This is a genomic window from Austwickia sp. TVS 96-490-7B (genome assembly GCF_019331795.1).
GTDB lineage: Bacteria > Actinomycetota > Actinomycetes > Actinomycetales > Dermatophilaceae > Austwickia.
Map to the genome: position 1 here is coordinate 62,142 of NZ_JAHPZL010000008.1, position 22,330 is coordinate 84,471.

At 64.8% G+C, this 22,330-nt stretch carries 24 protein-coding genes and 1 riboswitch; of the genes, 22 read left to right on the forward strand and 2 right to left on the reverse strand.

The window, feature by feature from the left end; genetic code table 11:
• Positions 1-44: 44 nt before the first annotated feature.
• From pyrF to KEM60_RS10905, 15 genes are all read left to right on the forward strand, one after another.
• Positions 45-953: an orotidine-5'-phosphate decarboxylase gene (gene pyrF / locus KEM60_RS10835; RefSeq protein WP_219107632.1), complete on the forward strand. Its 909-nt coding sequence runs from the start codon at positions 45-47 to the stop codon at positions 951-953.
• Positions 950-1,315, forward strand: a complete 366-nt coding sequence (locus KEM60_RS10840; protein WP_219107633.1) for a chorismate mutase — start codon at positions 950-952, stop codon at positions 1,313-1,315. The genes pyrF and KEM60_RS10840 overlap by 4 nt, the downstream gene beginning before the upstream one ends.
• 239 nt (positions 1,316-1,554) lie before the next feature.
• On the forward strand, positions 1,555-1,872 hold the full coding sequence (gene mihF / locus KEM60_RS10845; RefSeq protein WP_219107634.1) for an integration host factor, actinobacterial type: 318 nt from the start codon (positions 1,555-1,557) through the stop codon (positions 1,870-1,872).
• A 63-nt stretch (positions 1,873-1,935) separates the two neighbouring features.
• The gene (gene gmk / locus KEM60_RS10850) at positions 1,936-2,469 is read left to right on the forward strand and encodes a guanylate kinase (protein ID WP_255574530.1); all 534 of its coding nucleotides are present in this window, start codon (positions 1,936-1,938) and stop codon (positions 2,467-2,469) included.
• A gap of 172 nt (positions 2,470-2,641) precedes the next feature.
• Positions 2,642-2,905 (forward strand): DNA-directed RNA polymerase subunit omega, encoded by a 264-nt coding sequence (gene rpoZ, locus KEM60_RS10855; protein ID WP_219107635.1) that lies wholly within the window; start codon positions 2,642-2,644, stop codon positions 2,903-2,905.
• Positions 2,906-2,964: 59 nt separating this feature from the next.
• Positions 2,965-4,272 carry a bifunctional phosphopantothenoylcysteine decarboxylase/phosphopantothenate--cysteine ligase CoaBC gene (coaBC, locus tag KEM60_RS10860; RefSeq protein WP_219107636.1) on the forward strand — a complete coding sequence of 436 codons (1,308 nt, stop codon included), beginning with the start codon at positions 2,965-2,967 and terminating at the stop codon, positions 4,270-4,272.
• Positions 4,273-4,371: 99 nt separating this feature from the next.
• Entirely contained in the window at positions 4,372-5,586 is a 1,215-nt protein-coding gene (metK, locus tag KEM60_RS10865) for a methionine adenosyltransferase (RefSeq protein WP_219107637.1), read from the forward strand.
• Positions 5,587-5,623: 37 nt separating this feature from the next.
• On the forward strand, positions 5,624-7,666 hold the full coding sequence (locus KEM60_RS10870; RefSeq protein ID WP_219107638.1) for a primosome assembly protein PriA: 2,043 nt from the start codon (positions 5,624-5,626) through the stop codon (positions 7,664-7,666).
• A 161-nt stretch (positions 7,667-7,827) separates the two neighbouring features.
• Positions 7,828-9,231 (forward strand): MFS transporter, encoded by a 1,404-nt coding sequence (locus tag KEM60_RS10875; protein ID WP_219107639.1) that lies wholly within the window; start codon positions 7,828-7,830, stop codon positions 9,229-9,231.
• A 75-nt stretch (positions 9,232-9,306) separates the two neighbouring features.
• Positions 9,307-9,852, forward strand: a complete 546-nt coding sequence (def, locus tag KEM60_RS10880) for a peptide deformylase (protein ID WP_219107640.1) — start codon at positions 9,307-9,309, stop codon at positions 9,850-9,852.
• A gap of 4 nt (positions 9,853-9,856) precedes the next feature.
• Positions 9,857-10,831, forward strand: a complete 975-nt coding sequence (gene fmt / locus KEM60_RS10885; RefSeq protein ID WP_219107641.1) for a methionyl-tRNA formyltransferase — start codon at positions 9,857-9,859, stop codon at positions 10,829-10,831.
• Positions 10,824-12,425 (forward strand): RsmB/NOP family class I SAM-dependent RNA methyltransferase, encoded by a 1,602-nt coding sequence (locus KEM60_RS10890; protein ID WP_219107642.1) that lies wholly within the window; start codon positions 10,824-10,826, stop codon positions 12,423-12,425. The genes fmt and KEM60_RS10890 overlap by 8 nt, the downstream gene beginning before the upstream one ends.
• An 86-nt stretch (positions 12,426-12,511) precedes the next feature.
• Positions 12,512-13,168 carry a ribulose-phosphate 3-epimerase gene (gene rpe, locus KEM60_RS10895; protein WP_219107643.1) on the forward strand — a complete coding sequence of 219 codons (657 nt, stop codon included), beginning with the start codon at positions 12,512-12,514 and terminating at the stop codon, positions 13,166-13,168.
• Positions 13,169-13,183: 15 nt separating this feature from the next.
• Complete coding sequence (locus tag KEM60_RS10900; RefSeq protein WP_255574531.1) at positions 13,184-13,975, forward strand: nucleoside/nucleotide kinase family protein; 792 nt, start codon at positions 13,184-13,186, stop codon at positions 13,973-13,975.
• Entirely contained in the window at positions 13,972-14,847 is an 876-nt protein-coding gene (locus tag KEM60_RS10905; RefSeq protein WP_219107644.1) for a carbohydrate kinase family protein, read from the forward strand. The genes KEM60_RS10900 and KEM60_RS10905 overlap by 4 nt, the downstream gene beginning before the upstream one ends.
• 18 nt (positions 14,848-14,865) lie before the next feature.
• Here the strand turns inward: KEM60_RS10905 and KEM60_RS10910 are convergent, their stop codons facing one another.
• Positions 14,866-16,173, reverse strand: coding sequence for an MFS transporter (locus tag KEM60_RS10910; protein ID WP_219107645.1), 1,308 nt, complete (start codon positions 16,171-16,173; stop codon positions 14,866-14,868).
• A 353-nt stretch (positions 16,174-16,526) separates the two neighbouring features.
• A riboswitch (FMN riboswitch) is annotated at positions 16,527-16,660 on the forward strand.
• On the opposite strand from KEM60_RS10910, the gene KEM60_RS10915 reads away from it, so the two are divergent.
• The 7 genes from KEM60_RS10915 (at position 16,633) to ribH (KEM60_RS10945) (ending at position 21,642) form a co-directional block, all read left to right on the forward strand.
• A complete protein-coding gene (locus KEM60_RS10915) occupies positions 16,633-16,863 on the forward strand; it encodes a hypothetical protein (RefSeq protein WP_219107646.1) in 231 nt (76 codons plus the stop codon). Its footprint overlaps the riboswitch before it by 28 nt.
• Before the next feature lie 57 nt (positions 16,864-16,920).
• Positions 16,921-17,937: a bifunctional diaminohydroxyphosphoribosylaminopyrimidine deaminase/5-amino-6-(5-phosphoribosylamino)uracil reductase RibD gene (ribD, locus tag KEM60_RS10920; RefSeq protein WP_219107647.1), complete on the forward strand. Its 1,017-nt coding sequence runs from the start codon at positions 16,921-16,923 to the stop codon at positions 17,935-17,937.
• 17 nt (positions 17,938-17,954) lie between these two features.
• On the forward strand, positions 17,955-18,569 hold the full coding sequence (locus KEM60_RS10925; protein ID WP_219107648.1) for a riboflavin synthase: 615 nt from the start codon (positions 17,955-17,957) through the stop codon (positions 18,567-18,569).
• The gene (gene ribB, locus KEM60_RS10930) at positions 18,566-19,825 is read left to right on the forward strand and encodes a 3,4-dihydroxy-2-butanone-4-phosphate synthase (protein ID WP_219107649.1); all 1,260 of its coding nucleotides are present in this window, start codon (positions 18,566-18,568) and stop codon (positions 19,823-19,825) included. The genes KEM60_RS10925 and ribB overlap by 4 nt, the downstream gene beginning before the upstream one ends.
• 3 nt (positions 19,826-19,828) lie before the next feature.
• A complete protein-coding gene (ribH, locus tag KEM60_RS10935) occupies positions 19,829-20,332 on the forward strand; it encodes a 6,7-dimethyl-8-ribityllumazine synthase (RefSeq protein ID WP_219107650.1) in 504 nt (167 codons plus the stop codon).
• Positions 20,332-21,090, forward strand: coding sequence for a nicotinamide riboside transporter PnuC (gene pnuC, locus KEM60_RS10940; protein WP_219107651.1), 759 nt, complete (start codon positions 20,332-20,334; stop codon positions 21,088-21,090). The genes ribH (KEM60_RS10935) and pnuC overlap by 1 nt, the downstream gene beginning before the upstream one ends.
• 60 nt (positions 21,091-21,150) lie before the next feature.
• Entirely contained in the window at positions 21,151-21,642 is a 492-nt protein-coding gene (gene ribH / locus KEM60_RS10945) for a 6,7-dimethyl-8-ribityllumazine synthase (RefSeq protein WP_219107652.1), read from the forward strand.
• Here ribH (KEM60_RS10945) and KEM60_RS10950 read toward each other — a convergent pair.
• On the reverse strand, positions 21,570-22,325 hold the full coding sequence (locus tag KEM60_RS10950) for an ABC transporter ATP-binding protein (RefSeq protein ID WP_255574532.1): 756 nt from the start codon (positions 22,323-22,325) through the stop codon (positions 21,570-21,572). The two genes, ribH (KEM60_RS10945) and KEM60_RS10950, sit on opposite strands and share 73 nt — an antisense overlap.
• Positions 22,326-22,330 lie beyond the last annotated feature (5 nt).

Sequence of the window (22,330 nt, forward strand, 5' to 3'; positions counted from 1 at the left end):
CGCCTGCCCCGGGTGATCTGGTGGGGCGTCAGGAAAGGAATGTCATGACTTGTCCGTCCGGTTCCGTCGAGGCCGTCGCGGAGGGGAGTGCGAGCGCTGGTGCGCCTTTCGGGGTGCGTTTGCAGCGGGCGATGCGCCGCTGGGGGCCAGTGTGCGCGGGAATTGACCCGCATCCTGCGCTGGTGGACTCCTGGGGGCTGCCGTATGACCTGTCCGGACTGGAGCGGTTCTCGATGACCTGTGTGGAGGCTTTTGCCGGTCAGGTGGCAGCGGTGAAACCTCAGTCAGCTTTTTTCGAGGTCTTCGGGTCCCCAGGGGTGGCGCTGTTGGAACGGGTGGTCACTGATCTCCAGCGGGAGGGCACCCAGGTGATCGTGGATGTGAAACGCGGCGACATCGGATCCACGATGCAGGCGTACGCCGAGGCGTTCTTGGGGGCGCAGGCGCCGTGTCGCCCGGATGCGATCACGCTGAGCCCGTATCTGGGCTACGGGTCGTTACGTCCGGCGGTGGACCTGGCCCTGCAGACCGGGGCTGGGGTGTTTGTGCTGGCGCTGACCTCTAACCCGGAGGGGAAGCTGGTACAGCATGCCGAGCTGGACGGGACTAGCGTGGCTGGCCATGTCGTGACGGGGGTAGGTGCCGACAATGCCTCCGCTGGCGGGCGAGGCGAGTGGGGGAGTGTGGGCATGGTCGTCGGCGCCACGGTGGGCGATGCTGTCGCCGACCTGGGGCTGGATCTGGCGGCGGCTAACGCCCCCTTGTTGGCGCCTGGGTTGGGTGCCCAGGGAGCGACTGCGGATGATCTCCGCAGGGTTTTTGGGGCGGCATTGCCCCGAGTTTTGGCGTCCAGCAGCCGAGAAATCCTCTCTGCCGGGCCAGATGTCGTCTCGCTGCGCGAGCGCGCCAGGGTCGTCGCGGACTCGGTTCGAGCATTGGTGGAGGGGGCATGACCGAGGTCGGCGGTGCCTCTCGGGGCGGGGATACGGCGTCTCACGATGATGATCCGTTGAAGGAGCTGAGTGCTATTCGGGACAGTATTGATAATATTGATGCGGCGTTGATCCATCTCCTCGCTGAACGATTTAAATGCACGCAAAAAGTCGGCAGATTGAAGGCTAAACATGGTCTGCCGCCTGCGGACCCGGAGCGGGAAGCGACGCAGATCGCGCGGCTTCGAGCCCTCGCTGAGCAATCTCATTTGGACCCAGCTTTCGCCGAGAAATTCCTTACTTTCATCATTGATGAAGTCATTCATCACCATCAGGCGATCGCTGCCGGCAGAGAAGCTGACAGCGGCAACTTGACGTCATGATGAGGGGTTTCGTCGGGGCTTCTTCGGTGGGGTTCTCCCTGGTGGGCTCTGGGACGCCGGTCAGCCTCAGCACATGACAACTTGGGCGTCTGACCAGGCGTGCCCCGTTGCACCTGACCGGCGCTTTCGCTAGGTTCAACCCTGGGCATGGCGAAAAACCCCCGGTCGGAGCCCCTGCGGCGCCCCCGTGGAGCCATCCCGCCTTCTGACAACTGGCAGCATCTTGCGAGGAGAATCCCGTGGCTCTACCCCAGCTGACCCCCGAGCAGCGCGCGGAAGCACTCGAGAAGGCCGCGGCCGCGCGCCGTGAGCGGGCCGCCGTGAAGAACCGCTTGAAGAACGCTCAGGGCTCCCTCGCCGACGTGGTCAAGGAAGGCAAGACCAACGACGTCATCGGCAAGATGAAGGTGTCTTCCCTGCTGGAGTCCATGCCGGGTGTTGGCCGGGTCCGGGCTCGCCAGATCATGGAAGAGATCGGCATCTCGGAGACTCGCCGCGTGCGGGGCCTCGGCGCCAACCAGGTCGCGGCGCTGCTCGAGCGCTTCAAGCAGGGCTGAGCCCTGAGCGAGGAGCCCGGCCGGGCGGAAGGACCTGCCCGGTCCGGCTCGTCGCGGCTAGTCGTGTTGGCCGGTCCGACTGCGGTCGGCAAGGGCACTGTCTCGGCTTGGGTGCGTGAGCATCATCCCGAGGTGTGGATGTCCGTTTCTGCAACAACGCGTACCGCTCGTCCAGGAGAAGTGGATGGGCGACACTATTACTTCGTCTCGGATGAGAAATTTGACGAGATGGTGATGCGGGGCGAGCTGCTGGAATGGGCTGTCGTGCACAACCTGGCGAGATATGGCACTCCTCGCGGACCGGTGGTGGCGGCGTTGGATGCTGGGCATCCGATGCTCTTGGAGATCGACCTTCAAGGGGCGCGGCAGGTTCGCGAGACGATGCCAGATGCGCTCTTCGTCTTCCTCGCACCTCCCAGCTGGGAAGAGTTAGTCACCAGACTGGTTGGACGAGGCACGGAGACTGATGCCGAACGGCGGGCCAGGCTGGCTACGGCGAAGGTGGAGCTCGAGGCTGCGGCGGAGTTTGACGTCGTCATCGTGAACGACGACGTACGTCGTGCTGCGGAAGAACTCGTACACTTAATGAAACCCTGATGTGCGCGTGTTGTTCCCTGGGCCGACAAGCCCAGGGGGCAGCTCGTGAACCGTCAGCTGACAGGCCTGCGACGGGCATCGTGAGCGCGGACGTCGTGACGCGCGGTAAGCGTTGCCCCTCTTGGCAGGTCTCGATCTCCGACCGAATGACCCCGACCGAAACGAGAAGCACGTGTCCGGCACTGTCGCGAACCCGATCGGCATCACCAACCCTCCGATCGACGACCTGTTGCAGATCTCCGAGAGCAAGTACGCACTGGTGATCTACTCAGCCAAGCGCGCCCGCCAGATCAACGCCTACTACAGCCAACTCTCCGAGGGTCTGCTGGAGTACGTCGGTCCGCTCGTCGAGACTCAGGTCCACGAAAAGCCCCTGTCGGTGGCTTTGCGTGAGATCAACGGTCGCTTGTTGACCTCGACTCCGTTGGACGCCTGAGCGTCAGACCATCCGGACCGGGGTCGGCTGTGACCTCGGACGCGTTGAAGGACAGATGCATGACTGCCGTCGTCGACCCCTCCCACCACCGCCGTACTCGTGTCGTGTTGGGGGTGGGCGGCGGCATCGCGGCATATAAGGCTTGTGCGCTGTCCCGGCTGTTCAGCGAAGGCGGCCTTGATGTTCAGGTGGTTCCGACTGAGGCGGCCTTGCATTTTGTGGGTGCTGCTACCTGGGAGGCGTTGAGCGGGCATCCAGTCAGCGCGACGGTGTGGGAGGGCGTCGATGAGGTCCGCCATGTGCGGATCGGGCAGAGCGCCGATCTGGTGGTGATCGCTCCTGCGACCGCGGATCTCCTGGCCCGGGCTGCGCATGGCATGGCCGATGACCTGCTCACCACAGTCCTGTTGACCGCCCGCTGTCCGGTGTTGATGGCTCCAGCGATGCACACCGAGATGTGGCAGCACCCGGCGACCCAGGCCAATGTTGATCTGCTGCGTAGCAGGGGAATCCAGGTGCTGGACCCGGCGGTGGGACGGCTGACCGGACGCGACACTGGACCGGGTCGGTTGCCGGATCCCGAGGTGATCCACGACGCAGCGATGGCGTTGTTGCGACCGGCCCCGGTGCAGGATTTGAGTGGCCGTCATGTGGTGATTACCGCTGGAGGGACCCGGGAGCCGCTGGATCCGGTGCGTTTTTTGGGCAACCGCAGTTCTGGTAAGCAGGGATATGCGGTGGCGGAAGATGCGGCTCGTCGTGGTGCGACCGTGGATCTGATCAGCGCCAATGTCACGATCCCCGAGCCTTTTTCTCAGGGAGCGAGCGCTGATCGGGAGTGCGCGGGGCGGATTCGGGTGCGGTCGGTGGAGACTGCTGAGCAGATGGCAGCGGCGGTCGCGGAGGTGTTCCCGCAGGCTGATGTCGTGGTGATGGCAGCGGCGGTCGCTGACTTCCGTCCGGCAAGGTATGCCCCGTCGAAGATCAAAAAGGAGTACGGCGAGGGGGCGGACTCAGCGGCGCCAGTCATCGAGCTTGTCCGTAATCCGGACATTTTGGCGGGGTTGGTGGCGCGTCGCGGGGGGGCGCAGGGGTTTCCGGTGCTGGTGGGATTTGCCGCTGAGACCGGTGACGAGCAGGGCAGCGTGCTGGAACTCGCCCGCCGTAAGCTCGCTCGTAAAGGCTGTGATCTGTTGGTAGTCAACGAAGTCGGCGAAAATTTAGTCTTTGGGCAGGATCACACGACGGTCACTGTGCTCGCGGCTGACCGTGACGCACCGCTCATCGAAGTGACCGGGACGAAGGCCGAAGCAGCGACGGCGGTACTCGACGCTGTCGTGCTATCGCTCGCCCAGTTTTCCGGGTAAGACCTAGCGCCGGACTACGATTGACAGACGGCGCTGGTCGGCGCCGACCCGGGGACCGAACGTGCGTGTCCGGGTGCTCGTACGCCCCGAGGAGGCTTCGTGGCCCGCCTATTCACCTCCGAGTCCGTCACCGAAGGACACCCGGACAAGATCTGTGATCAGATCTCCGATTCCATCCTGGATGCCATGTTGGAGCAGGACCCTCGGGCCCGGGTCGCTGTGGAGACGATGGTCACCACCGGACTTGTCCACGTCGCCGGTGAGGTGGACACCACCGGATATGTCGACATCCCTCGTCTGGTGCGCGACACCATCGTCGGGATTGGATATGACTCTTCCGTTAAGGGCTTCGACGGGCGCACCTGCGGAGTGGAGATTTCCATCGGCCAGCAGAGCAGTGACATCGCCCAAGGTGTCGACACGGCCTATGAGAACCGCACTGGCGGCGTTGACCCGCTAGATAAGCAGGGCGCTGGCGACCAGGGCTTGATGTTTGGATATGCCTGCACTGACACCCCTGAGCTGATGCCGTTGCCGATTTTCCTGGCGCACCGCCTCGCGGAACGGCTCACCGCGGTCCGTAAGGCAGGACAAATGGCCTATCTGCGTCCGGACGGCAAGACCCAGGTGACCATTGAGTATGACGGTTCCCAGCCGGTCCGTCTCGACACAGTGGTAGTTTCCAGCCAGCATGCTGCTGATGTCAGTTTGGAAGCATTGCTGGCGCCCGATGTGGAGCAGTACGTCATCAAGCCGGTGTTGGAAGAGCTTGCCGATTCGGGTGTGGATCTCTCACACGAGCAGATGCGCACCTTGATCAACCCGACCGGGCGATTTGAGATCGGTGGCCCGATGGGGGATGCCGGTCTGACCGGCCGCAAGATCATCGTTGACACGTACGGCGGGATGGCTCGTCATGGCGGGGGCGCGTTTTCGGGGAAAGACCCGAGCAAAGTCGATCGTTCGGCGGCGTACGCCACCCGGTGGGTCGCCAAGAATGTCGTCGCGGCGGGTCTCGCCACGCACTGTGAAGTGCAGGTTGCTTACGCGATTGGCAAAGCCCAGCCGGTGGGGTTGTATGTCGAGACTTTCGGGACGGAAACCGTGCCAGTGTCGACGTTGGAAGCGGCGATCACCGCTGTCTTCGATCTGCGTCCCGCAGCGATCATTGACGAATTGGACCTGCTTCGTCCGATCTACCAGGCCACTGCGGCTTACGGACATTTTGGGCGCACCAGCATCGCCGATGTCACCAACGCCTTCACCTGGGAGAAGACCGACCGGGTTGAGGAGCTGCTGCGCGCCGTGAAGTGACCGCACGTCGTCGGGGGCATGCGGTAGGACGTCGGTCATGACGTCACCGCATGCCCCGCACTCGTGGCAGGAGATCCTCCAGCCCTGGCTACTCGCTGAAAGCGCAGCGCCAGAGGACGTCCCGGACGATGCCCTCGGTCCGGTGGCGGTGGTGGCAGTGGACGTGTCGGTGCCGCATTTGGATCGTCCGTTTGAGTACGACGTCCCGGAAGAGTTGTCATCGACGGCACGTCCGGGGGTGCGGGTCAAGGTGCGTTTTTCTGGGCGGGACATATCCGCCGTGGTGTTAGCTCGTCGCGCTGAGGCGCAGTTCGGCGGCCGGTTGAGTCCGCTGCGCCGGGTGGTCAGCCCGGAGGTGGTGCTCACTGCGCGCACAGCTGCCGTGGTGCGACGGGTCGCTGACGATCAAGCGGGGACTTTTGCCGATGTCCTGCGGTTAGCGGTGCCTCCTCGTCATGCCACCGCAGAACGTGCACTGGACGCACGCACGTGGGCGCCACCGCAAGAACCAGTGATCGTCGATGAGTCCGCATGGTCGGCGTATCCGGCGGGCCCGACCTTCTTGCACCGGTTGGCGCAGCACCAGGAGGCCTCAGCAGCTTGGACGGCGTTGCCTGGGCATGGACCGGGACAGGAATGGCCGGATGCTTTCGCTGCGGCAGCAGCGGCCACTGTCAGCGGCGGGCGTGGTGCGCTGCTAGTCGTGCCGGATGCGGTCGATGTCTCCCGGGTGGATGCGGCGTTGACTCGCCTGTGGGGGGCCGGTCGCCATGTGTGCCTGACAGCAGCGCAGGGACCGCAGGCGAGATACACGGCGTGGTTGAAGGTGCTGCGGGGCCAGGCATCGGTGGTGGTGGGAACGCGAGCGGCAGCGTTCGCCCCAGTACGCGACCTGGGATTAGTCGCTTGGTGGGACGACGGCGACAGCAACCACGTGGAACCGCGTGCGCCGTATCCGCATGTGCGGCAGGTGCTGCAGGCGCAGGCGGCCTTGTCTGGAGCATCATGCTTGGTCGGGGGATTCACACGGAGCGTTGCTGTGGCGGCGGCTGTGGCTCGCGGTGAGGTGAAGGAAGTGCGGGCCGACGCGGCAACGGTCCGGGCAGCCACGGCTCGCATCCATGTCGCAGGTGAGACGGTGGACGTCGAACGCCACGGCCCGGCTGCGCGCGCGCATCTACCCAGTGCGGCGTTTCGAGTGGTCCGTGAGGTAGCAGGGGATGCTCCGGTGCTGGTGCAGGTGCCTCGTCGGGGGTATGTCCCTGCGTTGTCCTGCACCCGATGTCGGACTGCGGCGCGTTGTCCGTCGTGCTCGGGACCGCTGGCGTGGGAGGCCTCCGGGCAGGTGCCTTCGTGTCGGTGGTGCGGGGCTCGTGTTCCGGCGTACGTGTGTGCGAGCTGCGGGGGCCAGCGGTTGCGGGGGTCCGTCGTGGGTGCGCAACGCACGGCTGAGGAGGTGGGGCGGGCGTTTCCGGGTGTCCCGGTGCGTACTTCGGACGGTGCTGACCGGTTGGAGCAGGTCAGTGGTCAGCCGAGCTTGGTCATCGCCACGCCGGGTGCTGAGCCGGTCGCGGAGGGCGGTTACGGGGCAGCGCTGTTGTTGGATGCGTGGGCGGGGTTGGATCGGCCCGAGTTAGAAGCCACCCCGGAGGCGTTACGGCGGTGGATGTCTGCGGCGGCGCTGGTGCGGCCGCGCGGGTCAGTGGTGTTGGCTGGAGTGCCTGAAGGGGTGGTTCTGCCCGTCGTGGAGGCCTTGGTGCGGTGGGCGCCGGAGTGGTTGGCTGATCGGGAACTCGCTGAGCGGGAGAGCTTGCAACTCCCACCTGCGGTGTGGGTGGCTTCGGTGCGTGGTCCGCGCAGAGCGGTGCGTGACCTGGTGGAGATCGCGGTGCTGCCTGCTCAGGTCGATCGGCTGGGGCCGATCCCGGTGGCTGGAGACGATCAGGTGCAACTGGTGCTGCGCGCCCCATGGGCGGTGGCAGCACAAGCAGCTCGGGCTGTGGCTCAGGCCAAAGCAATCCGCAGCGCTCGCCGTCCGGGTGACCAGGTGCACGTCAAGGTCGGCGTGGTAGACGTCTGAGGACGACCAAGACCTGGTCAACTCCGGGTCAAGTCTTCGCTGCGGGGGTTTTCACAACTACCTGTCGACATAGGATGTGCCACACGAGTCGCTGCCAAGCCAGGTGTTTCTGCTCACCTGCGAACTGTTCCTGAGACTGACGTGCTGAGGAGGGCGGGTCGATGAGTGGCTCCCAGGCCCTCGCGCCGCTAAAGGATTCCCGTTTCGCCTGGTTTTTTGTCGGGCGAATGATTTCGACGGCCGGTTCAGTGATGGCTCCGGTGGCGTTGGCGTTCGCTGTCTTGGACATTTCCGACTCCCCGGTGGCATTGGGCCAGATTCTTGCGGCACGCAGCATCCCGTTGGTGATTTTTTTGCTGGTGGGTGGGGTGATCGCTGATCGCTTGCCGCGCACACACGTGCTGGTGGTCTCCCATGTGTTGTCGGCTGTCACTCAAGGTGCAGCGGCATGGTTGGTGATCACTGGCCGCGCGGATCTGTGGCAGCTGGCGGTCATTGAAGTAGCCAATGGCACGATGACCGCGTTCACGATGCCCGCGATTCAGGGGCTGGTGCCTCAGGTCGTGGACCGTCGGCTGATGCAACAGGCCAATGCGTTGCTGGCGTTTTCCCGTAGCGGGTTGGCGGTCATCGGTCCAGCCGTCGCAGGGCTGCTGGTCATCTGGTCTGGTCCTGGATGGGCGCTAGCTTTCGATGCGTTGACCTGGTTGGTCGCTGGCTTGTGTATGGCGGCGATCTCGTTGCCTACGCACCGGGGCGAGGGTGGGTCTTCGATGTTGGGGGAGTTGCGCGCCGGGTGGGATGTCATGGTGTCCCGGCGGTGGCTGTGGGTGGTGGTGTGCTCCTGTGGAGTGCTCAATGCCATCCACGCGGGGGCATGGTCAGCGTTAGGGCCGGTGGTGGTGAAGTCCGACCCACATTTGGGGGAGCAAGCGTGGGGGTTGGCTGTCTCTGCTGAAGCTGTCGGCCTGTTGGCTTTCACTGTGGTGATGATGCGGGCCCGAGTGGTGCACCCGCTGCGGGTGGGCATGATCGCCATCAGTGCGTTGGCCTTGCCGTTGATGGCATTGGCGGGCCCTGCTCCGTTGCCGGTGTTGTTGGCGACGGCGTTCTGCGCGGGCGCCGGAGTGCAGGTCTTTATGGTGTCGTGGCAGACAACTCTGCATGAAAGCATTCCGGAACAATTCATGTCTCGGGTATCCGCCTATGACGCGTTGGGATCGTTCGTGGCGATTCCGGCCGGTCAGTTGATCATCGGCCCCATCGCAGCGGGAGTGGGGACGACGTGGACGTTGATTGGCTCGTCGGTGGTGTTTGTGCTGATCGTCGGCATGACCCTGTCGGTCACTCAGGTGCGAGACCTCCAACGAGTGGTGGTCGAAGACGCCGGATTCCAGGACCGCTCAGAGCATTCACCAGATGCGCAGAGCACTTCCGCGCCATCGCCTATGCCAGCTGCGTCGTTACCCTCCGCGGCACCTGTAGCCGGACATCGGCGGAGGGCGGCGCACCGGGTCGCCGTACCGGGACGGCGTCACCGGGATGAGGCGGACACTACGGGTTGAACACCGCCGGACGATGCACTATGACAGGCGGCACGTAAACTGGTGGATCCCCATCCGACCAGCAAAAGGAAGCTCGTGGCTGTCAAGGACATCCGACTCTTCGGAGACCCCGTACTGCGTACCCCGGCGGCTCCGGTCGTCGACTTCGACAAGGAATTACGCCGTTTGGTGGCGGATCTGACCGACACGATGAAGGAAGCCCCGGGAGTCGGTCTGGCAGCTCCCCAGATCGGGGTCGGGTTGCGGGTCTTCACGTGGTGGATCGACGACCAGTTGGGTCACCTGTGCAACCCCGTGCTGAGCTTGTCTGATGAGCTCCAAGACGGCGACGAGGGCTGCCTGAGCATTCCGGGCGTTTACGTGGACACCCCGCGTGCCATGAAGGTCGTCGCCACCGGCATGGACATGTACGGCGAACCTGTCACGGTGGAAGGCAGCGACCTGCTTGCCCGCTGTTTGCAGCATGAGACCGATCACCTTGACGGGGTGCTGTTCATCGACCGGCTCGACCGGGATGCCCGTCGCCGCGCCATGAAAGCCATCCGAGAAGCCGAATGGGCCGGAGCGACACCACCAGTGGTCAAGCTCAGCCCACACGCTACTTTCGGCAAAGGACTGTAGAGCAGTGCGTCTGGTTTTCGCCGGGACGCCGGCTGTCGCCGTTCCCGCCTTAGACGCCCTGATGGCTTCCGATCACGAGGTCGTCGCGGTCGTGACCCGGCAGGACGCCAGATCAGGGCGGGGCCGGACCTGGCATCCCAGCCCGGTGAAAGCCCGCGCCGAGGAACTCGGCCTGGAGGTGCTCACTCCGGCCACCCCGCGTGACGAGGACTTCCAGGCACGGCTGCGTGACCTCGCTCCGGCCGCTTGCCCCGTCGTCGCTTACGGCAACCTGATCCCTCGCCCCGTTTTGGAAATTCCCACCCACGGCTGGATCAACCTGCATTTCTCGCTGCTACCGGCCTGGCGCGGGGCCGCTCCGGTGCAACACGCTGTGATCGCTGGCGATGATGTGACTGGCGCCTCGACTTTCCTCCTCGAGGAAGGACTCGACACTGGCCCAGTGCTGGGCAGGATGACCGAACGCATCCACGCCCATGACACTGCTGGTGACCTGCTTGACCGGCTCGCGGTGGCTGGCGCGCATCTGCTCGTCGCCAGCCTGGACGCCCTCGACTCAGGACAGGCCACCCCCATCGCGCAACCGGCTGAAGGGATCTCGCACGCACCTAAACTCACCGTCGATGACGCACGGATCCGCTGGCAAGACCCGGCGCTCGCAGTGGATCGGCGGATCCGCGGCTGCACCCCGGCCCCTGGCGCGTGGACCAGTCTGGGGGGTCATCGACTCAAAGTTGGCCCGGTGAGCCTGCTGACCACTGAAGACATCACAACGGCCTTCCCTGGCGACTCCGAGCTGCCCGCTCCAGGGCAGATCGTCGCCACCCGATCCCAGGTGATGGTGGGCACCGCCACCACGCCGGTCCTCCTCGGTGAGGTCCAACCCTCCGGTAAACGCGCCATGTCCGCCGCTGACTGGGCCCGGGGCGCACGTATCACCGCAGGGACCTTCTTCGACCTGGAGCGCCACGATGGCTGACCCGCACCAACCCCACGACGCCGACCACGACCGGCCCCGCCGAGGCCGCTCCACCGATCGCCGACCTGGGAGCCCTGAGCATCATCGAGGTCCGCGGCGTCGCTCTGCGACCCGCCCCGCCGACCGGCATCGCCATGCTGACGCCGCCCGTTTTGTGGCCTACGAGGTGATGCGGGCCATCGACGATGGCGCCTACGCCAACTTGGAGATGCCCCAACGACTGCGGTCAGCCGGGTTGAGCGGACGTGATGCTGCGTTCGCCACCGAACTGGTTTATGGCGCCACTCGGCAACGTGCTCTCTACGACCGGATCATCGCCCTGGGCTCCGGACGTCCCGTTGAACGACTCGACCGTCCCGTCCTGGACATTTTGCGCCTCGGCGCGCATCAACTGCTCGGCATGCGAGTGCCGGTGCACGCTGCCTGTGACACCACCGTGGCTCTGGCCCGCCACACTCACGGTCCTGGCGTCGGTGGGCTGGTCAACGCGGTCATGCATCGGATCGCCGAACGTGACCGGGACAGCTGGGTGGAGGACGTCCTCGCCGGATGCGGGGCGGATGTGCCTGCGCGTCTAGCAGTGCAGACGTCCCACCCTGAATGGATCGCTCGAGCGTTGCGCTCTGCGCTGCTCGGACACGACATGGCCACGGCAGAGAATGTCGATGACGCCCTGGCTCGACTCCTCGCCGCAGACAATGTGCCCGCCGCCGTCACCCTTGTCGCGCGCCCTGGGCTCGTCGATGTGGACGACCTCCTCGACCAAGGCTGTGTCACCGGGAGTGTCGCGCCCACTGCTGCGATTCTCGCTGCTGGCGATCCTGGCGTGATCCCAGAAGTCCGCGACGGTCGCGCTGCGGTCCAAGACGAAGGCAGCCAACTCATCGCGCTGGCCCTGGCGGCAGCGCCAGTCTTGTCAGTGGAGACTGATCTGTCGGGACAGTCCGCCACCAGTGAGTCTTTCGGCACAGCTGCCCCGGAACGTTGGCTGGACTTGTGCGCTGGCCCCGGTGGTAAAGCGGGCCTGCTCGCCGCGTTGAGCGTGCGTCAGGATGCGGTGCTCTTCGCGAACGAGGTCAGCGAGCATCGGGCGACCTTGGTCCGTCGCACGGTGGCCGCGGCGGTCTCAACAGGGGCGAAGGTCTATGTCGGCGCTGGTGACGGGCGCGATATCGGTCCAGCTGAGCCGGGCAGCTATGACCGAGTTCTCGTCGATGCGCCGTGCACTGGTCTGGGCGCATTGCGTCGCCGCCCGGAGGCCCGGTGGCGTCGTACCCCGGATGATCTGACCGCGTTGACCCTCCTGCAGGGGCAACTGCTGGATTCGGCGTTGCAGGCAGTCCGACCTGGTGGCGTCGTGCTGTATGCCACCTGCAGCCCGCACCTCGCGGAAACCCGGTATGTGGTCGCCGACGCCATCAAACGCGCCGCGAGCGCTGGGATCGGCGTGGTTGAACTCGACACCAAGGCTGTGTTCGACGAGGTGGCGACTGGCCCATTGGATGACACCGGGCAGGCGCCGTACGTCCAGCTGTGGCCGCATGTGCATGGCACAGACGGGATGTTCGCGGCGGTGCTGCGCCGTACCCACTGACGTGAGAGTGCTCTCCTCGCCGGGACGATCACGGTCCCGGCGAGGGTTGCCAGGTGGGTGACATCTCACCCCAGTAGGCTGTTCCAGTGCAGATCAGTCCCAGCATCCTCTCCAGCGACTTCGCGAACCTCCAAAGTGAACTGGAGGCGGTGAAGAACGCTGACTGGGCCCATGTGGACGTGATGGATAACCATTTCGTCCCCAATCTCACTCTCGGCCTGCCGATTGTGGAGTCCCTGGTGAAGGTCAGTCCGTTGCCGTTGGATTGTCATTTGATGATCGAGGATCCGGACCGTTGGGCGCCCGGGTACGCCGAAGCTGGTGCGAGCAGTGTCACCTTCCACGTGGAGGCTGCCGCTGACCCCAGGCGGTTGGCGCGGGCGATTCGTGCGGCGGGGGCCCGGGCGAGTATGGCGCTGAAACCGGGGACGCCGTGGGCGCCGTACGAGGAGTTGCTGCCCGAAGTGGACATGGTGCTCGTCATGACTGTCGAACCAGGTTTTGGGGGGCAGTCCTTCATGGCTGACCAGATGTCGAAGGTGAGTGCGGTCCGAGAATCGGTGCGTCGACATGGGGGCCAGATTTGGGTGCAGGTCGACGGGGGAGTCTCCGCCGAGACCATCGAGCGATGCGCGCAGGCCGGCGCGGATGTGTTTGTCGCGGGGTCGGCGGTCTATGGCGCCCCTGATGCGGCTGATGCCGTCGAGCAATTGCGTGCCCTGGCGCGGGCTCACGCCTGTTGACCTGCGGCGCGACCGATGTCAGCCGCCCCTGATGAAGTCCCGATCGCGTTGCCTGAGGAGGCGGTGCAGGCCGATCCTGTCGATGCCTCTACGGCGCCACCGGTGGTCTTGGTGGATCCGGCCACGGGCTGTTCGCCGTATCCTCCGGTGACGCCAACGTCACCACCGGTCGTCGATGAAGTCGGAGCGTGGCATCGGCTGCTCGATTTGATGGCCCGGTCGCCTGAACGGGCTGTCCTGGGGATCGCTGGGGCGCCGGGCGCCGGGAAGACCACGTACGCCGACTATCTCGCCGGATGCTGGTTCGACGCGACCGTGGTGGGCATGGACGGTTTTCATCTCGCCCAGTCGGCGCTGACCAGGCTGGGACGCTCCGCGCGGAAGGGGGCGCCGGACACCTTCGACGTCGTCGGATATCTCACGTTGCTTCGTCGTATCCGACGCCCCGGCGATGAGACCGTGTGGGCGCCGGAGTTTCGCCGCGACCTGGAGGACCCGATCGCGGCGGTCGTTCCGATCCGTCCTTCCACCAGGCTCGTCATCACCGAAGGTAACTATTTGCTGCTCCCGGAGGGGCCGTGGGCGCAGGCCCGAGAGTTCTGCGACGAGGTGTGGTACGTCGAGGTGCCTGAGCGGGTGCGGGTGGCTCGTCTCGTGGCCCGCCATGAAGCGTATGGCCGTAGCCGCGCTCAAGCGCGAGCCAGAGCAACGGTCGGTGTGGATGCGGAGAACGCTGAGCTGATCGCCACGACTCGTGCTCGCGCCGATGTGGTGGTGACGTTGAGCATGGCTGAGGAGGAGATGTGACCGACCTCGTCTGTGTGGGTTTGGCCGTCCTCGACGTGGTCCATCGCGTGGACCGACCACCAGTGTGGGGTCGTAAGCACGTGGCGGTCAGCACGGAGATGTGCGCTGGGGGACCTGCCACCAACGCTGCGATCTGCGCGGCTAGGCTCCTCGGCTCAGCAACACTGATCACTGGGCTGGGATCTGGCCCAGCCGCAGACACTGTCCGCGCCGAACTGGCCGAGTGGAACGTCGACGTCCATGACATCGCTCCGCGAGGATGGTCTCTGCCCGTCGCCTCCTGCGTGGTCGACCAGAGCGGAGAGCGCACCGTCATCTCATCTGGGGCGTTGCAGACTCCGTTTGTGCTGACCGGACCCGCCGGAGATGCTCTCGAGCGGGCAGAAGTCCTCCTCCTCGACGGACACCACCCTGCCGCCGCCGTCACCGCGCTGGATCTCGCCAGATCTCGGGGCGTGCGCACCCTCCTGGACGCTGGGAGCGCCAAAGCCCATGTGGAGGCGTGGCTGCCCCGGATTGACGTCGCTGCCGGTTCCGCTGACTACGCCACCGGGTTGGGCACCGACCTGGCAGGCGCGATCCGCCACGTCCTGGCAGCCGGGGTTGAGGTCGCGGTGATGACCGATGGGCCTGACGCCATCCAGTGGGCCACTGCCAAGGACCCCACAGCGACTATCCGCCGATGCCATCCACCGCACATCGAGGCCGTGGACTCTCTCGGCGCTGGCGACGCTTTCCACGGCGCGCTCGCTGCGGGATTGACCGTCGGCATGGACTTGGATGTGGCGATTGATGCGGCTGCCCGGGTCGCCGCGAAACGGGTGGCTTGTCGCGGCGCCAGAGGGTGGTTGGACAGCCTTTCGCGCTGGTAGTGATCTTCTGATGTCTGGTCAGGACGGATCGGAATGCGTGGAGTAATCAAGCTGCCGACCGACCACGACAGTGGTGCCGATGAACAGGACGCCACTGGCGATCAAGAGGACACTCATCCGGCCCCATTCCCACCCACCGATGATGATTCGGTGCTCTCCGAGCGTGGTGAGGAGGACCCCGGTGAGCCCGATCGAGATGAGTGATCCGAGGGAGTCCAACGGTCTGAGTAGCGCGGAGACGCGGCCGAGGGAATCTCGGGGGCAGTGATTCATCAGCACAGGCCCGACCGCCACATTGAACGCTCCAGAGCTTGCACCGACTGTGGCCAGACCGGTCAGGACCATCCCGGTGTGGGTCGTCACGCCGGAGAAGATCAGGCCTGCGCCAACCCCAGTCAAAGCCGCTGCGGCCATCACTCGAGGACCGACAGTGCGCGCCAGCACCGGTGCAGCGATGCTGCCGACCAAGCTGGACGCGGCCACTAGCCCAAAGAGCACCCCGAGGCGTTCGCTGTCCCACCCGAGCATTTCGCGGCACAGCAGCACCATTTGTGAATTTAAACCGCTGAGGCACAGCGCGGCAAAGAAAACCAGAAGGAGCAATCGCCGTACCATCACAATCCGAGTTGCGGTAGCCAAACCGGCACGCATACTCCTGAGCAAGCCCGCTGTGAGGTGTTCTGGTGCCGCTGTACCACAGACTTCTGGCACGCGAAGAAAACACCACGAAGAGACGGCAAAGCTCGCGGCGTTAAGTAGCATCGCGGCTTCTTGCCCGGCCAAGACATACAGCGGTGCACCCAACGGTGGAACTACGATCGACAGCGTCATCAACGTGGATATGGTCACGCTGCTGGCGATATCTCGACTGGCAGGGGGAACGATGGTCGCCGTGAGGACCATCCTGGCGGGCGTGGTGACTTGACTGGCGATATTAGTGATCAATAGCCCGGCCACGAGACAGATGTCAGGCACCGTCGCGGGCCATGAACCCCCCACCATCGCGATGACGGCGAGCCCAACCATGCATCCACCTTGAATGGCATTGCTCGCCAACAGACAAGCACGTCGGGGAAGGCGATCCACCACTGCGCCAGCGATCGGCCCGAAAACCAGCGACGGGAGCATCGTGGCTGCTGCAGCCACAGCTCCAGCAACCACGATCGACGTACCACCGGCGGGAAATCTGGATGTCAACCACAGCAGTGCCGTGACATCGAAAAGCAGATCACCGACCGTGGATATTGCACCGCCGATGAACAGATGACGAAAAGCTGTGTTCCTTCGTAGGGAATGTCGATGTTCCTGCTCTTTGTCCACAGGCACGGGAACACTCTTCCTGATCGGTGCCGATGACGATGAGGAGCTCTGCTGCTGACGCAATGTGATAGTGCATTGAGGCAGATCTTCGGTGAGAGAGAAAACCTCTCACTGGCAAGTCGATCAGTCATGAGTCTGCCATCACCCACCACGGCGCGGTGTGTCAATGCGTCGGTATCGCGGATGACACCTTCACCAACGAGAGATGACGTGATCAGGTGGGTGCATGGCCTCTCGCGGAGCGGCAGACCAACCCTGGGGATGCCCCAGCGTCGTCAGGACGAACGCCGTGACTGGTCAGGTGACCAAGGACCGAAGTCCTGGTCCAGCATTCGTTGACCGGTGGCATACTGGCAGCCAACGTGCTCCGGGGTCGGTGAAACTCCGAGCCGGCGGTGATAGTCCGCGACCCGTGTTCCTCGCTCGCGAGGGGCCGGTGGACCTGGTGGAATTCCAGGACCGACGGTGAAAGTCCGGATGGGAGGTGCACGTGTCCACCCCGAAAAGGGTGGTACGCCGGTGACGCCCGACGGTGTCGCCGTCGGTCCTGTCGCGAGCACGCCCCCGGGCGTGCTCGATGCATGTCCAGGCCCGGTCGACACCGGTGGTTCCTCCACGGAGGTGACCATCACCGTCGACCCGACCCAGCGACATCGACGTACGACAGCAACGACGGCCCCACCCGCAGCAGCGTGACCAGCCGACCAGGACCCCGGAGTTCGCACCGTGACGTGCCGGACCGGAAGGGACCTGATGGACGACCTGACCCACATGCGCACGGCCTTACACGCCGCCGCCCAGGGCGTGGTCGCTGACCCCAACCCACGAGTCGGCGCGGTCCTGACCGACCCCGCCGGCACAGTCGTCGCCGTCGGATATCACCGCGGCGCCGGCAGCGCACACGCCGAAGTCGATGCCCTCACCCAAGCAGCAGGTCGCGCGCACGGCGGGACGGCGTACGTCACCCTCGAACCCTGCCACCACACCGGACGCACCGGCCCCTGCACCCAGGCTTTGCTCGACGCCGGAATCACCCGAGTCGTCTACGCCCAATCAGACCCCAACCCGCAGGCCAGCGGGGGAGGGACGTGGCTCGCCGCAGCAGGAATACAGGTCACCTCGGGACTGCTGGCGGACGCCGCGGAACAGCTCAACGACATCTGGACAGCAGCGATGCGACTTGGCCGCCCCTTCGTCACCTGGAAATACGCCGCCACCCTCGACGGCCGCAGCGCCGCCGCCGACGGCAGCTCGCAGTGGATCACCGGCCCCCAAGCTCGCGTCGACGTCCACCAACGCCGGGCAGCGTGCGGCGCCATCATGGTCGGCACTGGCACCGCCCTGGCCGACAATCCCCAACTGACAGTACGCACCGACATCGACACCCCCAACGAACGGCCACTTACCCGCCAACCATGGCGGGTGGTCGTTGGACTGCGAGAGCTTCCCGCGACGGCACGACTACGGGACGGCTCCGCGCCCCTGCTCCAGCTGCACACCCACGACCCGCAGCAGGCGCTCGCGGAATTGTGGGCGCGAGGAATCCGCCACGTCTGGCTCGAAGGCGGCCCTCACCTCGCTGCCGCATTCCTGCAGGCCGGGTGCATCGACGAAGTCATCGCCTATGTCGCGCCACTCCTGCTCGGGGCTGGCCCGACCGCCGCTAGCAACCTCGGAATCAGCACCCTCGCTGACGCCCACCGTCTCCAACTGCACGACGTCACCCGCTGCGGCGACGACGTTCGACTCACCTACCGCACTGTCCGTTGAGAAGTGGAGGAAGACCCATGTTTACCGGGATCGTCGAGGAACTCGGCCACATCATTGCCGTAGAGCAGCGCCCCGATTCGGTGGTGCTGCGCGTCCACGGACCGACAGTCGTCTCCGACGCGAGCGCGGGCGTTTCGATCGCTATCAACGGGGTGTGCCTCACCGTCACGGGATACGACGAGCACAGTTTCACCGTCGACGTCATGGCCGAAACGTTGGCGCGCAGCAGCTTGGGCGCCCTCCGTGAAAGCAGCCCAGTCAACCTCGAACGGGCCATGCGCGCCGACGGCAGATTCGGCGGACACATCGTCCAAGGGCACGTCGACGCCACCACCACCTGTCTGCACCGCGCTCCCGGACATGACTGGGACGTCGTCACCTTCGCATTGACACCCACCCTCGCCAGGTATGTCGTCCACAAAGGATCCATCACCCTCGACGGTGTGTCTTTGACCGTGTCTCGACTGACATCGGAGGAATTCGACGTCAGCCTGATCCCCACGACGTTGGCGGCCACCACCCTCGGGACACTGCCGGTCGGTGGAATCGTCAACGTGGAAGTCGACGTCATCGCCAAATACGTCGAACGGCTGACTGGCATTGACTCCACCGCAGCAGGGGAGCCCCGATGAACGACTTCGCCACCATTGAGGCCGCGCTTGAGGCCTTGCAGTCGGGGCGCCCAGTGTTGGTGTTGGACGACGCCGATCGGGAGAACGAGGGCGACGTGGTGTTGGCGGCGCAGACAGCATCGACATCGTGGGTGGCATGGACGATCCGACACACCTCGGGGTATCTGTGCGCGCCGATGACGGCGGAGCGGGCAGATGCGTTGGCGCTGCCACCGATGGTGGCGACGAATCAGGACCCGCGGGGGACGGCGTACACCATTACTTGTGATGCAGCGCGCGGGGTGACCACGGGTATCAGCGCGGCGGATCGGGCGCACACGATCCGGGTGTTGGCGGACCCGGCGAGTGGTCCGCAAGATGTGATCCGCCCTGGTCATGTGGTGCCATTGCGGGCCAGGCCAGGTGGGGTGTTGGAGCGGGCCGGGCACACGGAGGCTGCGGTGGACTTGGCTCGGCTGGCCGGGTTGACCCCGGTCGGGGCGATCGGTGAGTTAGTGCATGACGACGGGTCGATGATGCGCACCGATGCGGTGCTGGCGTTGGGGGCCGCGCATGACCTTCCGGTGGTGACGATCGCGGAATTGGCGCGGTGGCGGCGGTGTCATGACCCGGTGGTGGTGGTCCCGCAGGCTCCGGAGCGGGTGTCTCGGGGCGCGGAAACGGTGCTGCCGACGGCGTACGGCGATTTTCAGGCGATCGGCTATCACGACCGGGTGACGGGCGCTGAACTCATCGCGTTGGTCAGTCCACACGGGGTGGGTGAGGTGGCGACGGTGCGGGTGCATTCGGAGTGCCTGACGGGGGATGCGTTTGGATCGTTGCGGTGCGACTGTGGTCCGCAGTTGCAGGCGGCATTGGCGCAAGTCGCTGGCGAGCCGGGGGTAGTGGTGTATGTGCAAGGTCATGAGGGGCGCGGGGTGGGGTTACTCGCGAAACTCGCGGCGTACCGCTTGCAGGACGGTGGCGTCGACACCGTTGACGCGCAAGTGAAGTTGGGGCTGCCGGTCGATAACCGGGAGTACGGCGGGGCCGCGGCGGTGTTAGCCGATCTGGGAGTGCGCACGTTGTCGTTGCTGACCAACAACCCGGCGAAGGTCGACGCGTTGCGGTCAGCGGGATTGGACGTGGTGGCCCGTCGGGCGTTGACGATCGAGTCGAATCCAAGGAATGCCGGGTATCTGGCGACGAAACGAGACCGGATGGGGCATCTGTTGATGGATGCCGGTGCCCCGGTTCTGTCTGTGAAAGAGGGATGACGTATGGCTGGGCAAGGGAGTCCGACAGTGTCAGCGGACGGGTCAGGGCTGTCGGTGGCCGTCGTGGCGGCGAGCTGGCATGACACTGTCATGGATGGGCTGATCGACGGGGCACGTCGCGCGTTGGCTCAAGCAGGCTGCACTGAGGTGGAGTGGGTGCGGGTGCCAGGGACATTCGAGCTTCCGGTGGCCTGCGCGAGGCTGGCGCCACACTACGACGCGGTGGTCGCATTGGGGGTCGTCATTCGTGGGGGGACTCCGCATTTTGACTATGTGTGCTCTGGGGCCACCGCGGGGTTGACCCAGGTCGCGGTGACCACCGGCGTACCCGTTGGTTTTGGTGTGCTGACCTGCGATGACGAAGAGCAGGCTGTGGCGCGTGCCGGGTTGGATGGGTCAGTGGAAGACAAAGGATTTGAGGCAGCGTCGGCCGCAGTGGCCACGGCGGTAGCTTTGCGGACGTGGCCAGCTAGCGGGCGGGTCGCCGCAGCCGGACAGGAGCGGTGATGGACCTGCTGCGGGAGGTTTTTGAGGCCAAGATCATGGTCGGCGGGTATCCGCTGTATTGGCGAGAGATCATCGGCAACCTCTTCGGGTTTGCGTCAGCTGTCGGGGGGTTACGTCGTCGGGTGTGGGCATGGCCGGTGGGTATCGTCGGCAACGTCATTCTGTTCACGGTGTTTTTTGGGACCGCATTGGCGTTGGAAGACGGTCGGCACCCCTTGTTTGGCCAGTCCGCCCGGCAGGTGTTTTTTGTCATCACCAGCCTGTATGGCTGGTGGCAGTGGAATAGGACGCGCCAGGGTCGAGCCAAAGACGCCCCGGCGATCACCCCCCGGTGGGCGACCTGGAAGGAACGTTTGGGCTACCTGGTCGGTTGGGTCGTGGTCGTGGTGGCCGCCCAAGCGGTGTTCGCTGCGGTGGGGGCGGGATGGCCCGCACCTCGCTGGTATTACTGGACGGACGCGTGGATTTTTACCGGGTCAATCGTGGCGACCTATGCGATGGCTCGGGGATGGAATGACTTCTGGTTGTGCTGGATAGCTGTCGACCTGGTGGGGATTCCGCTGTTGTGGAGCAGCGCCTACTATCCCAGCGCGGTGCTCTACGCGATCTACGGCGCCCTCGTGGTGTATGGGTTCTTCGTGTGGCTCAAAGCCTCACGGGCAGAAGCGCCCGAGACGCATCCCACAACGGTTTCCCCTCGGGAAGATTCGCTCACTGCCGATATGAGAGCAGCCCCTGACGCGGGGCGATCCATCTGACGACGGATGTCCCTCCACTTTCCTGACGGCGGGCTGTCCACCTGAGGCGAGGAGGCCTGCATGGGCGAGGACCACGACCGGTACGTCGGATGGGTGGGCGACGCGACAGGCATGAAAGTGGCTATTGTCGCTGCTCGCTGGCATGAGGCCTACATGGAAGGCATGTTGGCTGGCGCGAAGCTGGCACTGTCTGAATATGGCGTCACCGCCCCCGAAGTCATCCGCGTGCCCGGTGCCTTCGAACTTCCGGTGGTGTGCGCCCGGGTAGTGCGCAAGGAGTACGACGCGCTGGTCGCCTTGGGCATCATTCTTAAAGGTGGCACCCCGCATTTTGAGTACGTCGCCCAATCCGTCACTCAAGGCTTATCCCGGGTGTCCACGTCGTCAGGAATTCCCATCGGTTTTGGCGTGTTGACTTGTGAAAACGAGATGCAGGCCCGGGACCGGTCAGGGGTGCATGGCAGCCGCGAGTCGAAGGGTTATGAGGCGGGAATTACGGCCTTGGCGACAGCTACGGTGCTGCGCGAGTGGGACTTGCATCCGCACAGCTGATCGGCTGCTGTGGAGGTGACCGGGTGCTCAGCGAGCGTCAGTTTCTGATCGCGAATTTCTAGCTGTCTCTGACAGCGTTGGGCGACACTCCCGCTATGCGTGGCGATCACGAAGTGCACACCGCTGTCAGCGAGCTCAGCCACAACGTCCAAGATGTCGCACTCGGTGGCCTCATCGAGGGCGCCAGTGGGTTCGTCGGCTAAGACCAGCCGAGGCTCTCTGATGAGGGCTCGAGCGATAGCGACACGCTGCGCTTCCCCTCCGGAGAGTTTCCCCGCACGTCTTGCCCCGAAACCAGCCAAACCGACGCGCGTGAGCTGGTCAGCGGCTTTGCTGCGAAGTGGAGGTGTCGATCGAAGTCCCAGCAACACGTTCTCAGTGACAGTGCGGTCAGGGAGAAGAGTGTTTTCTTGAGTGATGTAGCCAATTTCGTCGCGTCGAAGCCGGGCCATGGCATCCACGTTCTGGGAAAGACGTTGACCCCGGTAGCAGTAGGTGCCTTCGAAGTGGATATCCAGGCCAGCAAGGATCCGTAGCAATGTTGTCTTACCGGAGCCGCTGCGACCCAGAAGTGCAGTAGAAGTGACGTCAGGACTCATGTCGAACCTGAGGTTTTCAAAGAGAATTCGCTGTGAGCCATCAGGCTCTGATACTGCCTTGGAGGCGATGTCAAGAGTAATCATATGGA

Excerpts from the sequence above, each read along its gene's own strand:
- ribD (WP_219107647.1), top strand. The coding sequence starts at position 16,921 with ATGGACGACCTGACCCACATGCGCACGGCCTTACACGCCGCCGCCCAG.
- pnuC (WP_219107651.1), top strand. The coding sequence starts at position 20,332 with ATGGACCTGCTGCGGGAGGTTTTTGAGGCCAAGATCATGGTCGGCGGG.
- ribH (WP_219107652.1), top strand. The coding sequence starts at position 21,151 with ATGGGCGAGGACCACGACCGGTACGTCGGATGGGTGGGCGACGCGACA.
- coaBC (WP_219107636.1), top strand. The coding sequence starts at position 2,965 with ATGACTGCCGTCGTCGACCCCTCCCACCACCGCCGTACTCGTGTCGTG.
- KEM60_RS10870 (WP_219107638.1), top strand. The coding sequence starts at position 5,624 with ATGACGTCACCGCATGCCCCGCACTCGTGGCAGGAGATCCTCCAGCCC.
- KEM60_RS10900 (WP_255574531.1), top strand. The coding sequence starts at position 13,184 with ATGTCAGCCGCCCCTGATGAAGTCCCGATCGCGTTGCCTGAGGAGGCG.
- KEM60_RS10875 (WP_219107639.1), top strand. The coding sequence starts at position 7,828 with ATGAGTGGCTCCCAGGCCCTCGCGCCGCTAAAGGATTCCCGTTTCGCC.
- KEM60_RS10925 (WP_219107648.1), top strand. The coding sequence starts at position 17,955 with ATGTTTACCGGGATCGTCGAGGAACTCGGCCACATCATTGCCGTAGAG.
- ribH (WP_219107650.1), top strand. The coding sequence starts at position 19,829 with ATGGCTGGGCAAGGGAGTCCGACAGTGTCAGCGGACGGGTCAGGGCTG.
- KEM60_RS10890 (WP_219107642.1), top strand. The coding sequence starts at position 10,824 with ATGGCTGACCCGCACCAACCCCACGACGCCGACCACGACCGGCCCCGC.
- KEM60_RS10840 (WP_219107633.1), top strand. The coding sequence starts at position 950 with ATGACCGAGGTCGGCGGTGCCTCTCGGGGCGGGGATACGGCGTCTCAC.
- KEM60_RS10950 (WP_255574532.1), bottom strand. The coding sequence starts at position 22,325 with ATGATTACTCTTGACATCGCCTCCAAGGCAGTATCAGAGCCTGATGGC.
- pyrF (WP_219107632.1), top strand. The coding sequence starts at position 45 with ATGACTTGTCCGTCCGGTTCCGTCGAGGCCGTCGCGGAGGGGAGTGCG.
- ribB (WP_219107649.1), top strand. The coding sequence starts at position 18,566 with ATGAACGACTTCGCCACCATTGAGGCCGCGCTTGAGGCCTTGCAGTCG.